This is a genomic window from Citrobacter sp. Marseille-Q5395 (assembly GCF_947057495.1).
Lineage (GTDB): Bacteria > Pseudomonadota > Gammaproteobacteria > Enterobacterales > Enterobacteriaceae > Citrobacter > Citrobacter murliniae.
This window is the reverse complement of record NZ_CAMSEL010000001.1, coordinates 474,051-491,468: the sequence shown is the minus strand read 5'-3', so window position 1 is coordinate 491,468 and position 17,418 is coordinate 474,051. Positions and strand designations below refer to the sequence as shown.

The window sequence follows — 17,418 nt, the reverse complement described above, 5'->3', positions numbered from 1 at the left end:
CAGATATGTGTATTGGAGTCCCGGGTCAGGTTCTGGCCGTTGGTGAGGATATTCACCAGCTTGCGCAGGTTGAAGTGTGCGGCATCAAACGCGATGTCAATATTGCCCTGATTTGTGAAGGTGATACTGCCGAGCTGGTTGGGCAATGGGTGCTGGTGCACGTAGGGTTCGCCATGAGCATCATTGATGAAGATGAAGCTAAAGCCACGTTAGATGCACTTCGCCGTATGGAGTATGACGTCACCAGCGCGTGACCACTTCTGAAAATGCCGGATAGCGAACAGGCTAATCCGGCATCTTATTTTAACCCTGACGTTTATCTTCGGTATTCGTGTCGAAGTCGCTGGCGTCATGGCGTTCATGCAACTGCTCGTTAAGCGGACCGTTAGTGCGGTTTACAATGCGACCACGCTTAACCGCCGGGCGTTTTGCAATCTCTTTTGCCCAGCGCTGAACATTTTTATAACTTCCCGCATCAAGGAATTCTGCCGCGTCATAGACGTTCCCCAAAACGACATTGCCAAACCATGGCCATACTGCCATATCGGCAATAGTGTACTCATCCCCTGCCACAAACTGATGATGCGCCAGCTGCTTATCCAGCACGTCGAGTAAACGCTTGGCTTCCATCGTAAAGCGATTGATCGCGTACTCAATTTTAACCGGTGCATAGTTATAGAAGTGTCCGAAGCCACCGCCGAGGAAGGGCGCCGCTCCTTGTAGCCAGAACAACCAGTTCAGCGTTTCGGTACGTTTCGCCAGATCCTGCGGCAGGAAATAACCATACTTTTCCGCCAGATAAAGCAGGATGGCGCCAGACTCAAACACGCGAACTGGCGGGTTTTGCGAATGATCGCGCAAAGCCGGGATCTTGGAGTTGGGATTCACTTCCACAAAGCCGCTGGAAAACTGATCTCCATCGCCAATGCGGATAATCCAGGCATCGTATTCCGCGCCCTTCACCCCTTGCGCCAGCAGTTCTTCCAGCATAATCGTGACTTTCTGACCGTTTGGCGTACCCAGCGAGTAAAGCTGCAATGGATGCTTGCCGACTGGCAGCGTTTTCTCGTGTGTGGCACCGGAAACAGGGCGGTTGATATTGGCGAATGCGCCGCCGTTTGATTTATCCCACGTCCAGACTTTCGCGGGCTGATAAGTATTGTCTGACATGTTGACCTGCCTTCTGAGTGGTTGTGTTGAAGCAGTGTAGCAGTTAGGTAGAACTCAATTTAACAGATTGGGACTTTATGTCGCTTTGTGCTGAAAGGGGAAGATAAATATAACCCGTTCATTGTACTCAGACCGTACTCCATCAAGAGGAAATCAATGTAAGACGGAAATTGCTACCGTACTCACCATCAATCATTGGCGGTCAATAAGCAGTAATAATGAAAAAGGGTGTTCCAGGAGTAAGCGGTTATCAGGGACCGGCGGGTGGGTGGGGCGCGGTAAAAGCCGTCACTGCTTCAGTGTTTTCGCAAAAGGCAGTCGTGCGCGACATTATCGCGATGTTTAAAATGAACCAGGTGAAGGGGTTCGACTGCCCGGGTTGCGCATGGCCAGATCCGGGTCATCGTGCGCCGATGGAGCTTTGCGAAAACGGCGTAAAGGCAGTTTCCTGGGAAACCACCACGAAGAAAGCGTCACCGGCGTTTTTTAGCCGCCATCCGGTTTCAACCTTGTGGCAATACAGCGATTATAAACTGGAAAATACAGGCCGTTTGACGCATCCGATGAAATACGATGCCGGAACTGACACCTGGCAGGCTGTCGAGTGGGACATTGCGTTTCAGGAAATTGGCGAGCGCCTGCGCAGCTATGATTCAGCACAGCAAGTAGAATTTTACACATCCGGCAGAACCTCAAACGAGGCAGCGTTCCTTTACCAGTTGTTTGCCCGCGAATACGGCAGCAGCAACTTTCCCGATTGTTCAAACATGTGCCACGGCCCAACCAGTGCCGGGCTGACGCGGGCAATCGGTTTGGGGAAAGGAACCGTAGAACTTGACGATTTTAACCATTGTGATCTGGTGATTTGCATTGGACATAATCCTGGTACTAATCATCCGCGCATGCTCACCACGTTACGCGATGTCGCCAACCGTGGGGCCAAAATTATCTCCATCAATCCGCTGACCGAAAGAGGGCTTGAGCGCTTTAGCTTCCCGCAGAGTCCGAAAGAGATGTTCACCGGCCAGGCGACGGAACTCAGCAGCGACTACTACCAGGTCAAAATGGGCGGCGATGCCTCATTGCTCAAGGGTATTATGAAGGCGTTGATCGAAATGGATGAGGCGCGGATCTTGCTCGATCAACCGCCGACGCTCGATCATGCGTTTATTGATGAACATACCGCCGGATATTCTGCGCTGTATGAGGATTTACGCCAGCGTAGTTGGGCGGAACTGGAACTGGATTCCGGTCTGACGCGTAGCCAGATGGAAGATCTGGCACACAACTACAATAAGTCCCGCGCCACCATCATTTGTTACGGACTGGGTATCACCCAGCATAAAAACGGTACGGAAAATGTTCAGCAACTGGTGAACCTGCTGTTGCTTAAAGGCAACATCGGTAAGACGGGGGCGGGGATTTGCCCTCTGCGTGGTCATTCGAATGTACAGGGTGACCGTTCTGTGGGGATCAATGAGGCGGCATCAGAAGATTTCCTGCAGCGGCTCGAAGCACATTTTTCTATCACCGTTGCGCGTAAACATGGTCGATCCAGCGTGGAAAGTATTCGGGCAATCGAACGGGGCGAGGCGAAAGCCCTCATTTGCATGGGAGGCAACCTGGCGGTGGCGATGCCAGAACCGCAACGTACCTTCGCGGCGATAAAAAAGCTGGATATGCAGGTCCATATCGCGACCAAGCTGAACCGATCGCATTTGCTGCTGGCAAAACACAATTACCTGTTGCCTGCGCTGGGCAGAACGGAACGCGATATACAGGCTACCGGTGTTCAGTCTGTAACCGTCGAGGATTCGATGTCGATGGTGCATGCCTCCTGCGGTGGGCTGAAGCCGGCCTCCAGATGGTTAAAATCCGAACCCGCCATTGTGGCTGGAATGGCACGCGCCACACTTCTTCATTCGCCGGTAAACTGGGAAGACTTAGCAGGTAATTACGCGCTGATCCGCGAGGCTATCGAAGCCGTTATCCCGGAGTTTCATGATTACAATGCACGTATCGCTGAGCCGGGTGGGTTTCGCATGGATACGCCAGCATCACGTCGCGAGTGGCGAACTGCGAATGGTAAAGCCAACTTTGTCGTCAGCCGTCAGCGCGCAATCGAACGTGAAAACCAACCTGCTGATGCGCTGGTGCTGGCAACGTTGCGTAGCCACGACCAGTACAACACCACTATTTATGGGATGAACGACCGTTACCGTGGCATTACCGGTCGGCGCGATGTGGTTTTTTTAAGTGAAGATGAAGCGACTGCTCGTGGTCTGATTCAAGGTGATGTTGTGAACGTTCAGGCACTGGACGATAGCGGGCAGCCTTGTGTTGAACGCATGATGTACGGGCTAACGGTGGTGATTTACGACATGGCGGCGGGTTCCATTGGTGCGTATTTGCCGGAAGCGAACGTGCTGCTGTCACTCGATGCGGTCGACACGGAAAGTTTGACCCCGGCATATAAAAGCGTTCCGGTTATCCTGATGAAAGCGTAGTTCCTGATGTGAATTTTTCTCCTCTGAGCGCCAGTCGCTGCGTTGAGGTGTATGATAGGTCGACCTCTGTCCGGTTAGTGTCGCAGAGCAGGCAATCAGAGCGAAAATTCACGCCAGACTGCTCAGGCTGTATTGTTTTGAGGTAAGGTGCATGAGCAAAGGAACGACCAGTCAGGATGCCCCATTCGGGACATTATTGGGCTACGCCCCAGGCGGCGTAGCAATCTACTCTTCAGATTACAGCTCCCTCGACCCGCGGGACTATGACGATGATGCCGCCTTTCGCAGCTATATCGACGATGAATATATGGGCCACAAATGGCAGTGCGTTGAGTTTGCGCGCCGCTTTCTTTTCCTCAACTATGGTGTGGTGTTCACGGATGTGGGCATGGCGTGGGAGATCTTCTCCTTGCGCTTTCTGCGTGAAGTAGTGAATGATAATATCCTGCCGCTTCAGGCATTCCCCAACGGCTCACCCCGGGCACCGGTAGCAGGTGCGCTGCTTATTTGGCAAAAAGGTGGCGAGTTCAAAGATACCGGCCATGTGGCAATTATCACTCAACTACTGGAAAAAAAAATCCGCATTGCTGAACAGAATGTGATCCACACGCCGCTGCCTCCTGGACAGCAATGGACTCGCGAACTGGAGATGGTGGTCGAAAATGGCTGCTACACGCTGCGTGATACCTTTGATGACACCACGATCCTTGGCTGGATGATCCAGACTGACGACACCCGATACAGCCTGCCGCAGCCGGAAATCGCCAACGAGTCATTGAAAATTGACGGTGCACGCCTGGAAGATAAAGGGCAATTTGATGGCAAATGGCTGGATGAGCGGGATCCGCTACAAAAAGCCTACGTGCTGGCGAACGGACACGTGATTAATCAGGACCCACACCAGTACTTCACCATTACCGAGAGTGCAGAGCAGGAGCTGATAAAAGCGACCAACGAGCTGCATCTGATGTATCTCCACGCCACTGATAAAGTGCTGAAAGACGATAATCTGCTGGCTCTGTTTGATATCCCGAAAATCCTCTGGCCACGACTGCGCCTTTCCTGGCAGCGTCGTCGCCATCATATGATCACCGGTCGTATGGATTTTTGTATGGATGAGCGTGGGCTGAAGGTATACGAATACAACGCCGATTCTGCATCGTGCCATACTGAAGCCGGCCTGATCCTTGAAAGATGGGCTGAACGGGGTTACACGGGGCAGGGGCACAATCCTGCAGAAGGGTTGATTAACGAACTGGCGGGCGCCTGGAAGCACAGTCGTGCGCGTCCTTTCGTACATATCATGCAGGATAAGGACATTGAGGAGAACTACCACGCGCAGTTTATGCAGCAGGCGCTACATCAGGCTGGTTTCGAGAGCAAAATCCTGCGTGGTCTGGACGAGTTGCGTTGGGATGAAGCGGGACAACTGATTGATGGCGACGGTCGTCTGGTGAACTGTGTCTGGAAAACCTGGGCATGGGAAACCGCGATTGAGCAGGTGCGCGAGGTGAGCGAAACCGAGTACGCCGCTGTTCCGATTCGTACCGGACACACCCACCAGGAAGTGCGCTTGATCGACGTGCTGCTGCGCCCGGAAGTGCTGGTCTTTGAGCCACTGTGGACGGTTATTCCCGGTAATAAGGCGATTTTGCCGATCCTGTGGCAACTGTTCCCACATCATCGCTATCTGCTTGATACGGATTTCACTGTCAACGACGAACTGGCACAAACCGGTTATGCGGTGAAACCTATTGCAGGACGTTGTGGCAGCAACATCGATCTGGTGAGTCATGAGGAAGAGTTACTGGATAAGACCAGCGGTAAGTTCGCAGAGCAGAAGAACATTTACCAACAGCTTTGGTGTCTGCCAAAGGTTGCTGGTAAATATATTCAGGTCTGTACGTTCACCGTAGGCGGTAACTACGGTGGCACCTGCCTGCGCGGTGATGAGTCGCTGGTGATTAAAAAAGAGAGCGATATCGAACCGTTGATTGTGGTGAAGGCGTAGCCTTGCTATCCCCGTGCTGGCTGATTTGCCATCGCGGGGTTTTAACGAGCGAGCCGTAATTGAAAATCCAAAAAGTAAAAAACGCCATCAGGGCGGTTTTTTTTGAATAGTGGTGTTGGGTCTGGACTTACAGTGCACACTGGCCATCGCTGCACCCTGATGTTACAGGTTCTTCTGAGGAAACAGACAGAGATTCGCTCAACAACGCGCCGATTTCTGCCCCCAGTGCCAGGTCGTCTACCTGACCAAAATATTGCTGGCGTAAGTATCCCTGCTGATCAATTAACGTCAGTGTCGGTGTACCGCGCATAGTGTAGGCCTGCATGGTTTGAGGAATGTCGCTTTCCGCAGACGGCATGTCCACTCCGACGGGAAAGGGGATACGGTATTCTGAAAGAAAGGTTTTCAGCGCTTGTGCGGTCATCACATCATGATGTTCGAAAACAGTGTGTAGCCCGATCACTGCCACCTTATCCTGCGGAAAAGTGGCGTAAACGCGAGAAACCTGCGGTAACCCGTGAGATACACAGCCTGGACACAGCATCTGGAATGATTCCATCACCACGACCTTGCCGCGCAGTGACTCCAGGGTTATCGGCTGTGGTGTATTAAACCAGCGTTCAACAGTCAGGGCTGGTGCGCGCGGATGACGAATCTTATTCATGTTCTCTCCAGAATCCGCATGGATCTGCGGGTTAGTATCAGTTACTGGTTTACTTTACCCGGCAGCATTGGTTTACGAAGGTAACTTTAAATACATCCTCGACGCAAAGCAGCGGCGCGTGAACGGATGCATTAGCCCGTCATACCGGCCAACCCGCGTGAAAGAAAATGGCGACTCTCCCTGTGGGATAATAGTATCGACTCGGTATCATTCGATTGTATGCGCAGGCAGAATCGCCTGTCAATGTGGTTTTGATTCGATACTATATGCAAGGAAAACTCCACACCCAGGCTGGAAGGTGTGCTTATCGGATATGTTTACTGGTAAACAGGAACGGGTTGAGGTGACCTTGAAAAGGGACAGGTCAGGATAAGCCGTTAGCTTTGGTACTCTGCTTTGCTGACACAAACGTTTGTCGGAGAAAAGGTATTCCCTAACAGATAAGCGTTGTTAATTTCATAAATCTGTACGCGTTTTTCAGGCATAGACAGGTCAAATATATTACGGGTAAACAACTTATCAGGAACGTCATCGATATTATGTTTGTTCATTTTCATCTCGTTCATAAACACAGTACCGTTTTCTTCAATTCGATAATCGAAGCTGACAGAACGTTGCAAGATGAGTTGTTTTTCGGGACGGTTGCCTGATTCTGCTTGCGTTGATATGACGCCAGCAAAATCCAAAATGCCAGTGTTATCTTTCTGGAGTTGAACCATCAGGCTGCCATTGTATTTCCCGCCTCCAGGTAGTTCAGGAAGCGAAAGTATGGAAATGCAGCGCACACTTATCCCGTGATGAGCAGGAATGACTGTCACACCATTAAGACTTAACAGGGCGCTGCATACCAGCAACATGGCTGAGGAAGAAAGCAATATTTTATTTTTAATATTCATGTATATATACATCCTTGCATCCGGCAAATTTCGTTTTTTCTGCATTTTTGAAAGTACAGCGGGACAGAAAAACACGCCCCTTTTCGCCGTAAACATACAGGTCGTCAGGCTGAAAAATAAATGATGCACCGGGCTGACATTTCAGGTGTAAATCAGCCATCTTTCTGGCCTGCTCAAGCTTGACTGGAGCCACTTCTTGCGAACTTTTATAAAGGGTATAAACCGGACATTGGTCAATGTTGCCGAGTTTGTGCAATGGCAGGACAGGAATGCTGTTTTCTTTGCCACTAAATAAAGACATTACCGGGTAAGAAAGCATAAACAGCGAGAGGCAGATGGTAGTGAGCAGCGCTATTTTTACTCGCTTCGAAATCGGAGGGATGATTTTAGCGATGTGAGGGGGGGAGAAGGAGACACGAGGATGCTCTTCTGCCACAGATATTAAACCCTCAGCAATAAAAAAGCCTACGCGTGGCACAGTCTGAATGATTTCTTGCTCACAACCAAGCTCCAGCAATCCTTTGCGAATCAGGGAAATATACTGGCTCAGTGAGTTATTTGATGCCTGCAGACCATTTTTGTCCCAGACATTGATGAACATCTCTTCTCTGGCGACGACTTTCCCTTCCTGCTGCAGCAGATAAGTCAGGATTCGGTTTGCTGTAATAGATAGCATTACTGAATTGTCAGGTATACTCAGGCTTGTCAAAACACCGTCATCACTTCTGAATGTAACTTCATTGTTAATAATATATTTCATTTTTTATTCATTAACAGAGTATCACTTAATTATAAACCATCACAATTCTTCTTTCTTGTTGCAGAATGATGAACTGCCTGATTGCCTAAAATGTAGTGTTTTATTTTTGTCTTTTGACATAAAAATTTAAACTATCAGTTTAAATATCTATAGATGCGTATTTTTTTGATACAAATACCTGGTTTATTTGAGGGGTTTTATTCTAGACTCGTTTTTTTTTGATAAAAACTCCCTGAAACATACAGTTCCAATATGTCGTTATTCCCTCGGATATCCGGAATGTTAAGGCGCACAACAGTAGCTATCAGTTCTGCTAAACAGGAATTACTTCGTTCTTACTCATGATTCTTACCTTCATTATTCTATTGATACGTTACTGAAAAGCGCTGATACGGACAAGATTTTGTGTTTCTGCATCGCTATTCATTTGCTCAAGTTGATAAGGGATCAGGCGCGTTAATATCAACGTGTGGCGAGGTAATATTTATCTCATAACGATTAAGGTTCTCCAGAGTCATTAGGTCATTGATTGATTTGTAAATGACCGATGTTTTTAGAAGATGGTGTTTCACCCTTCATGAAAGGGCTAAAAAATCACACTAATAAAATAATAGAAAAATTGCAAAGCATCAAGAGACTTAAAACATTGGCCAGTAGCGTGTGATGCTTTTCGCTTATTATATACGACAAGCAAAGTCTTTGAACCTGCAAAATTGGCGAATTGTGAAGTGAAGTTTTTCCAACTGCAGTCGTAGTCATCGTCCATGAATGTAATTTTTTGCAAATCAAGTGGATTGAATTTTTTATTATAAAGATTATAGTATGAGATTAGTCTTATAGATATCTTTGTCTATATTCAAATTCTCATTTTAAATGAATGGAGACTTATTATCATTTGAATTTTTACAGTCTTTTAATAAGCTGGAATTGTTTATTTGTTGTGATGTGAGTGTGTTGTGTAAATTACAAAATTTATACATATGATTATCAACCATTTGGTTGTTTTTTGTACTTCGCTAACATAAAAATCTTTACCGGCTTAAATTTATAGTCATATTATCTATATAATGTATAATTTTCGATATAAATAGATATTGTTATGCTTGAGTAATACCATCCGTCGAGTACAAGTTGCTCAATGTTTCAGCGGAAAACTTCCAGCGAAGAAGTCGTGTCCGTCCGCTGTATATTCATGAGTTCATCTACTGCTATGTGACCACGAAAATTTGCCAGTAAATAAAGGCATCGTGGAGTCCTTCGGAAAGGTAATTATGAATAAGATTTATAAAGTGGTATGGAGTGTGTCGCGCTCGTGTGCAGTTGTTGTTTCTGAATTGGCTAATCGATCTGGTGCTTCAGTAGAAACTAATAGCGACGTAGGTATTCGAGTTAATAACTATCGCTTTAATTTATCAACGTTGGCGTTAAGTATAATTGGTGCAGTATTCGCGACGCAGTCGGTAAATGCTCTGGCCGCCGATTATGTACTGCCAGAATACACACCATATACCAATAGTAATGGTGTTGGTCAGCTTGTTGTTGGCGATGGTGAAACGATGAATATCGTCACTGGCGCTAAAGGATATGGCAGTATTGCTTCCGGGGCATCTGGTTTCCAGACGATGACAATTCAGCAGGCAATGGATAGCGGGTATATTTCATCTGGTAGTGAAAATATAAACCTGAAACAAACGACATTAGGTGGTCGTACGCACAGTATTCAATATGTCGATCCTGTCACTGGAGCCTCACGCACAATACAGGTTTACGACAGTAATAATTTCTCCACTAATAATATCGGCGATCTGACGACATATCTGGGGGTTGCAGTTGGCAACGGACAGTATGTCAATATGAAGCAGGCAACCGTAAAGTCGGGTGGTGAGCTTGATGTCAATATCGGTTCAAAGGGAAACGATTGGGCAGAACACACAGAGAACAAGTTTAACGCTGTCACTAAGGTTTCCGGGATTTATAACGTTGAGACCAGCGCCAGCGATACAAAAGATGCCGTACTGAACTACAACTCTAAAACTATCGTGCAAAGCGGTAGCATCGGTAATGTCGCGGATACTTCTGGAAAAACGTTTAGCTTTAATACCGCAACTTACAATGGCACCTTCTCCAGTGCGTTAGGCCAGTATACCGTTAACAATATTGATGATTTAAAAACCTATAATGATGCCCTGGTGAAGGCTGTTGAGGCGGGCCAACTCTCACCTGCAGACTATCAGGCTGAGTTAAACAAAGCCTATTCCACGGAACAAAAAAGCATCCACTTCGATACCAAGATCCCGGCCGGCGATGCTGTATTGCAGCTTGCAAACCGGGATGTGAATAGTTTCATAAAAGCTACCGGAGCGCACTCTGTCGTTAATATTTCTGCTGATGCAAATATTCAGGCTGTGTTCAGTGATACCTCCGTGGTGACATTGACCAAAGGCGCCACGCTGAACAACAACGGTACGTTAGGGACCGCTGCTGGTGCATCGGGGGGCGATTATGTCATTTCGGCACGGGACAGCATCGTGAATAACAACGGTGTTATTGACGGGGGTACCAGTCTTGATGTGAAAAACGCATGGGTCGGTGCGCATACCGCGATTCTGTCGACAGGTACCACGAAAGTGCAGAATGACGGCATTATCAACCTCGCTTCTCACCAGGATATTTATAACGCTTACGCTTTGCTGATGAACGACACGGCAACGTTTATAAATAATGGCGTAATGAATATTGCGACTGGCGGTGAACCAGTGCAATCCATCGATAGTGTATACACCTACGGTGTATTTGCTCAGCATAATGTCGTTGCGACAAACAACGGGACTCTCTATATCGGACGTACCGCCCAGGCGGTAAAAGATGAAACGACCAGTGAGGTTGTGGTGACGCTCCCCGCCATTGGTATGTATGTGAAAGGTGGGACTATCAATAACCCCGGCAACATTACTATCGGGGAAAAAGTAGAAAATGCTGTTGCTATCAAGGCGGATGGTAGCGAGTCGCCAGATGGCATCAGCGTTAAGCAAAATGGTGTTATCGATATCAATGGTACCGGGTCAGCGCAAAATACCGGGCTGATGGGTATTAACGGCGCGAAAGGTCTGGAAAACAGCGGCAAGATCAATCTGAATGGGTACAGTGCCAGCGGGATTGAGCTACAGGGAGGGAGCGAGGCGCTTCACTCCGGCAGCATCAACATCACCAATGGCAGTACAACCGACAGTACGCAGAAAAACATTGGTGCCTGGGTTGAAGGATCGGGTTCACGACTGACCATGAGCGGGAGTGTCAGTCTTGCTGCAGATAACGCGATTGGTCTGCATGTTCGTGACGGCGGTACGATCGATATTACCGATACGGGTAAAGTGTCTTTTGACAGTGGTAAGAACCAAATCGGTTATTTTGTTTACGGTAGCGGTTCTAAAATCAACGCATCCTCTTCGACCCTGCAGGACGTATCGACTGAAGGGTCAACGCTATACCGTATTGAAGGCGGTGCAACCTTTGATGGTAGTGGGTCATCAGGTACGACAATGACGGCATCAGGCAAAGACTCCACTATTCTGCAAGTGACGGGGACGGGAAGCCATTTTGATTCCGGTTCGCAATCATTGAGCATCACGGGCGACGGTGCCACTGGCGTGCGTGTGGAAGGCGGTGCTGATGGTGTTATCACTAAAGATGCGGTGATTGTTAAGCTTTCCGGTAAAGGGACCACTGCCGGGATTGTTGATGGTAATTATTACGATCTGTCCGGGAAAGTTGATGCGAGTCTGAAGGGCGACTCTGTACTTACCAGCTATGCCACATTGAATACCAGCAACACAGCGGATGGTGCCTTCGGCTACATCGCTCGCAACGGTGGTACGCTTAACCACCAGGGTACTATTGATTTCGCCCAGGCGGGCAGCACTGGCGTCCTGGTTTCTGGCGGCACGCTGAATAACGCTGGTGATATTAACGTTAATGGTGTCGCGGTCAGTATTGAAGGTGCTGATTCGGTTGTTAAAAACGATGCGACGGTAACCGCGACGGATGGCACAGCAGCCTATCTTGTTGGCAATGATGCCTCGCTGAGCTTGACCGGTTCGGGGGAAACCAAAGCAGCAGGAGACGCGCATGGCATCCTGCTGGCTAACGGCGCGAAAGGCCTGACTGTTGATGGCGCTACCATTACGATGGACAGCGCTGGCAAAGGGAGTGCTATTGAAAACGTCGCTAAAATTGCGGGCATCCAGTTAAAAGATACTACTGTAAGCGTAGGTAACGGTATTGGTATTCATACCGGCGCATCGCTGGCGCAAACCAACTCCGGTACTGTTACCGTAACGGGTAGTGGCACGGGGATTTTGTTTGAAAATATTGACGGTAGCGAAACCGATCAAACGCTGGATATGTCCGACTCACGCAATCTGGTGATCAACGTCGAACAGGCTGCAGGCAAAGGGATTGTCACCAATGCGTCAACCGATCTGAAAACAGGTATCAGCGTTAACGTGCTCGACAGTGACGGCGGTGAAGCGCTGATTATTGGGGGGACAACCAAAAATGTTGAACAATCTGGTGAGCTAACCTCGAAGTCAACAAGCCATGCGGTGGTCAACGCTGATAATGGTGCACTGGAAAGTTTCATTAATAAAGGTGTGATTAAAGCGCTGGATGCCTCGCAAAAAGCAGTGGAAATGCTGACGGGGGCCGGGGTTGCGTTTACAAACGCCGCAGGCGCGAGCATTGTCGGACAGGTTAATCTGATGAGCGGCGATAACACGGTTACGCTGGATTCTGGTAGTACGGCCACGGACGTCACGACCGGAAGCGGTAACGATTTGTATGTGCTCAATGATATTAAAGAGACGGAGACATCGCTGTTTACCAGCCTTAATGGTGGTGCGGGTGGAGATACACTTCAACTGAAAAACGCGCAGTACATCCTGAATCGTACTGATGCTATCAGTGGTATGGAGCATATTGATCTCACTGCTGGCTCCGTATTTACCGTTGATAATGTCACATTTGCGCTGGGTGATAATCAAAACGATGCTGCTGATACTGGTTATAGCGTCGACGAGACCAGCACGCTGTCGCTGAAATCCAATAGCACGTATGTCTTTAACAGTCATCTGGCGGGTACCGGTACGGTAGAGGTGGATGCCAGCGGTAATGCGTTCGATTTTACCAGCAACAATGCAGCAGACGGATTCAATGGCACGCTGGCGCTGAGCAACAGCACCTTTGAACTGGCGGGGTTGAATACTCTGGCGCTGAGCCAGGCGACATTAAGTGCGGGTACGGGTAGCGTGACGCATGTGGCTGTTGGCGAGCAGAAGATTGGAGGACTCGCCTTTAACGGCGGTACGGTCAGTTTTGACGGTGTGACCCCTGGGCAGAGTAACGCTGAAGGGACTATTCATTCAGGGAAGATGGATCTTTCCGGGCGCGGTACCGTGCAGGTTGATACTGGCACGATCAGCAACGATCGTCCGCTGGCTGATACCACGCAGTCACTGCTTGAACAGGACGATGCGCAGTCGCTGATCCAACTGGCTACCTCAGATACCCCTGTTTCAGGCGGTGCGGGTAACCTGACGCTGACTGATAGCAATGGCAATATCATTAGTGATGGCGTGGAAGTCGATATCAGTCAAAACGGCGAGGTCGTGGCGAAAGGGACTTATGACTATCGTCTCACCGGCGGTGCGAGTGATGACGGCCTGTACATTAACTATGGCCTGACGCAGGTAGAATTGCTGGCATCTGGAGATAATGCGCTGGTACTGGATGCAAACGGCAAGACCGGCAATGCGGCGGATCTCAGCGCCCGTGTAACCGGGAGCGGAGATTTGGCGTTTGACAGCCAGAAAGGCCAGACGGTATCACTGTCCAATCAGGATAATGATTATACCGGCGTTACCGATGTACGCAGCGGCAACCTTCTGATGCAAAATGATAATGTTCTTGGGCAGACCAGCGAACTGCGTCTGGCGACAGAGTCCGGGTTTGATATGAATGGTCATCGCCAGACTATCGGTAAGCTAGCTGCGGCAGCAGGCTCTTTGCTGAATATTAACGGTGGTAGCCTGACACTTGAGCACGGCGGCTCAGCAGACGGTGTGTTAACGGGAAGTGGTGAGCTGAACGTGAATGCCGATACGCTGACCATTACTGGTGAAAACAGTACGCTGACGGCGACAACCACCATCGCGGAAGGTGCCCGCGTGTTAATGAACACGACTCTGGGCCTTGGTTCGGGTGATATTGTAGCGGCAGGAACGCTATCGATCGGTAAAGCCGCAGGCAATCTATACAATAATATCAGTGATGCCGGGCTGGTTGAACTCAACGGCAGTGATGTTGTGCTGGTAGACAATAACAGCGCTTTCACCGGTCAGTTCTCTATCGATGCGGATTCCCAACTTACCGCTTCTATTGCAGAAAACCTGGGCAGTGCGGATGTGAGTAATACGGGCTCTCTGGTATTGAACAGCGACACTGACTGGCAACTCAATAATGATGTATATGGTAGTGGTCGAGTGACCAAACTGGGCGCAGGCTCCGTTACCGTAGGTGATAACGCAGCCTGGACCGGGCAAACGGATATTGAGCAGGGCGGCTTAGTGCTGGGCAACGCAACGTCGCCGGTTATCCTTGCCAGTTCACAGGTGAATGTTGCGACATTTGGCATGCTCTCTGGTGTCGGTGGTGTTGCTGGCAATGTGAATAACGCAGGGAGAGTGCAGGTTGGTACCGGGACTGGCGATAATCTTCTGTTTACGGTGGGAGGCAATCTCACTAATAGCGGTACTATTAAGACCGGCGTGAATGGCCAACTGGCGGGCAACCAACTGGTAGTTAATGGCAATTATGCGGGTAATGACGGCCATCTTTCATTAAACACTGCTTTGGGGAATGATGATTCCGTAACGGATAAGCTGGTTGTGAAGGGTGATACCAGCGGCACAACTTCAGTTAGCGTCACTAATGCTGGTGGGAAAGGGGCTGCCACGATCGACGGTATTGAAGTGATCCACGTAGACGGGCAGTCGGATGGTGAATTTACGCAAGCAGGTCGTATTGTGGCGGGCGCTTATGATTATACTCTTGGGCGTGGCCAGGATGAGAACAGTGGCAACTGGTATTTGACCAGTGGTAAAACAGATCCAGACCCGGATCCGAAACCAGATCCTGATACTGATAAAGATCTGCGCCCGGAGGGTGGGAGCTACACGGCAAACCTGGCGGCAGCAAATAATATGTTTGTTACCCGTCTGCACGATCGTCTGGGTGAAACCCAGTACATCGACGCGCTGACAGGCGAGCAGAAAGTGACAAGTATGTGGATGCGTCATGTCGGTGGACATAACAACTGGCGTGACGGTAGCGGCCAGCTGAAAACCCAGAGTAATCGCTATGTAATGCAGATTGGTAGCGATATTGCCCGCTGGAGTGGCGATGGACTGGATCGCTGGCATCTTGGCGTGATGGCCGGGTATGGACATAACAACAGCAATACGCGCTCCTCATCTACAGGTTATCGTTCTGATGGTTCCGTGAATGGTTACAGTGCTGGGGTCTATGCAACATGGTATGCCAATGATGAAACGCATCAGGGGGCTTATCTGGATACATGGGCGCAGTACAACTGGTTTAATAATAGTGTCAAAGGCCAGGGTATTCAGGGTGAATCATACAAATCGAAAGGGATTACCGGATCGCTGGAGCTGGGTTATACGCACAAGCTCGGTGAATTCACCGGAAGTAAAGGTTCTGAAAACGAATGGTTTATCCAGCCGCAGGGACAAGCTATCTGGATGGGGGTTGAAGCAGACGATCATCGTGAATCGAATGGTTCTCACGTCAGCGGCAAAGGAGATGGCAATATCCAGACTCGGCTGGGAGTCCGTACTTTCCTGAAAGGCCACAGTGCAATTGATGATGGCAACGCACGAGAGTTCCAGCCGTTTGTGGAAGTGAACTGGATCCACAATACCCGTAACTTTGGCACAACAATGGATGGGGTCAGTATCCGACAAGAAGGCGCACGTGATCTGGGTGAAATTAAAACGGGTGTTGAGGGGCAAATTAATCCGCAGCTCAATATCTGGGGTAATATTGGCGCGCAGATTGGAGATAAAGGTTATAACGATACTTCAGCGATGATTGGTATTAAATATAACTTTAAGTAACTCAAACTAACTAGATCGAATTCAGTCAGTCCTGGCAATTGACTGAGTTCGAGTTACTTTTTTGGTGCCAGAAAGCAAAAAACCAGCCCTAAGGCTGGTTTTTCTAAATAGTGGTGTCTGGAATCGGATTCGGGGAACTTAAATACTCGTGTCTGGATAGAGTATTTTATGCTAAGTTTTAGATAAATAATCTATCGCATGTTAGAGACTGTCGATATTAATGGCTTCCTAAGGTAAATATTTAATACGTTATATTTATGTTTTGTTGCATTTACTGCGGTTTATAGCGAACTTGATTTTTTTGTGTTCTAATATTATTTAGAACAGTTTTTAAGGAGTTATATATGGAATACATTCCAATTTTTCTGGCTTTCGGTTCTGCTCTGATAGCAATTATCGGTAATACATGGGACAAGAATGAGTCCGGCCTAAAAAAACTTACGATTCCAGGACGCTTCACACTCGCTTTAGTAGTTTTTGCACTCATTTACTCATTTGTTTCTACGTATCAACAGCGTGAAAATGAACAACATATTAAATTAGAAAAACAAAAGCTTGGCAAAATTATAAACTTAGAAATATCAAAAAGTTTGAATTCTATAGCATCACCTTTTCGAAGTCTTTACATTGAAAATAATGGTGGTAAATACATCAGTGATAACAACATCTCTTTTGATTTAATGCTTAAGAAGCCGATGCTGGAAAAGGCTCAGAACACATGCCTGGAATTGCGACCAAAGACTTTCTTCTCTGTGCCTGATGGCGGCACATGGAATGATATATTTCGTACTCATATAACATCTGGTATTAATCGTCTCGATAGACTGGTAGATCGCTATGGTTCCTCAATGAGCGTGGATATGCTGGATGCTATCAATGACCTTCAGGTCAATGGTTATTTCAGTTGGTATGCATATAGTATTCCTCGTCGGGAGAGTTCTTCCAGATCAGAAAATGCTATTCCTCCATGTGCTATTGGGCAAGCAATAGGGGTTCATAAAGTGTATCTGGAAATGCTAAAAAAAATTGAGGTTTTGAATGATAGTGAGACGCTTGTTCGTTGAACACGCGTTATGAACTATTTATATGCAGATATCAGTGGATATGTGAGCATACTCATTTTAATTATGCGTACTTTTTAATAGTTCCGGGGCTTCAGTCACAAGCCGGTATTTCGTTCGGAAGCACCTACTGCTGAGCAAAACGTTGCCACACCTTGTA

9 protein-coding genes are annotated in these 17,418 nt (G+C 48.2%); 5 read left to right on the top strand and 4 right to left on the bottom strand.

Annotation, left to right across the window (positions count from 1 at the left end):
* The first annotated feature begins 5 nt into the window (after positions 1-5).
* The gene (hybG, locus tag OH663_RS02205; RefSeq protein WP_003024459.1) at positions 6-254 is read left to right on the top strand and encodes a hydrogenase maturation factor HybG; all 249 of its coding nucleotides are present in this window, start codon (positions 6-8) and stop codon (positions 252-254) included.
* Between the two features lie 49 nt (positions 255-303).
* Here the strand turns inward: hybG and yghU are convergent, their stop codons facing one another.
* Positions 304-1,170 (bottom strand): glutathione-dependent disulfide-bond oxidoreductase, encoded by an 867-nt coding sequence (gene yghU / locus OH663_RS02200; protein ID WP_045447499.1) that lies wholly within the window; start codon positions 1,168-1,170, stop codon positions 304-306.
* A gap of 218 nt (positions 1,171-1,388) precedes the next feature.
* On the opposite strand from yghU, the gene OH663_RS02195 reads away from it, so the two are divergent.
* Both OH663_RS02195 and gss read left to right on the top strand, forming a co-directional pair.
* Positions 1,389-3,677 carry an FdhF/YdeP family oxidoreductase gene (locus tag OH663_RS02195; protein WP_200009990.1) on the top strand — a complete coding sequence of 763 codons (2,289 nt, stop codon included), beginning with the start codon at positions 1,389-1,391 and terminating at the stop codon, positions 3,675-3,677.
* Between the two features lie 151 nt (positions 3,678-3,828).
* Complete coding sequence (gene gss, locus OH663_RS02190) at positions 3,829-5,688, top strand: bifunctional glutathionylspermidine amidase/synthase (RefSeq protein WP_200041821.1); 1,860 nt, start codon at positions 3,829-3,831, stop codon at positions 5,686-5,688.
* A gap of 127 nt (positions 5,689-5,815) precedes the next feature.
* Here gss and OH663_RS02185 read toward each other — a convergent pair whose 3' ends face one another.
* The 3 genes from OH663_RS02185 to OH663_RS02175 form a co-directional block, all read right to left on the bottom strand.
* A complete protein-coding gene (locus OH663_RS02185; protein WP_045447490.1) occupies positions 5,816-6,352 on the bottom strand; it encodes a redoxin domain-containing protein in 537 nt (178 codons plus the stop codon).
* 377 nt (positions 6,353-6,729) lie between these two features.
* Positions 6,730-7,248 carry a hypothetical protein gene (locus OH663_RS02180; RefSeq protein ID WP_048220566.1) on the bottom strand — a complete coding sequence of 173 codons (519 nt, stop codon included), beginning with the start codon at positions 7,246-7,248 and terminating at the stop codon, positions 6,730-6,732.
* Positions 7,238-8,008 carry a winged helix-turn-helix domain-containing protein gene (locus tag OH663_RS02175; protein WP_200009985.1) on the bottom strand — a complete coding sequence of 257 codons (771 nt, stop codon included), beginning with the start codon at positions 8,006-8,008 and terminating at the stop codon, positions 7,238-7,240. The genes OH663_RS02180 and OH663_RS02175 overlap by 11 nt, the downstream gene beginning before the upstream one ends.
* 1,271 nt (positions 8,009-9,279) lie before the next feature.
* On the opposite strand from OH663_RS02175, the gene OH663_RS02170 reads away from it, so the two are divergent.
* On the top strand, positions 9,280-16,197 hold the full coding sequence (locus OH663_RS02170) for an autotransporter outer membrane beta-barrel domain-containing protein (protein WP_263525679.1): 6,918 nt from the start codon (positions 9,280-9,282) through the stop codon (positions 16,195-16,197).
* 344 nt (positions 16,198-16,541) lie between these two features.
* Entirely contained in the window at positions 16,542-17,261 is a 720-nt protein-coding gene (locus OH663_RS02165) for a hypothetical protein (RefSeq protein ID WP_200009983.1), read from the top strand.
* The last annotated feature ends 157 nt before the right edge of the window (positions 17,262-17,418 follow it).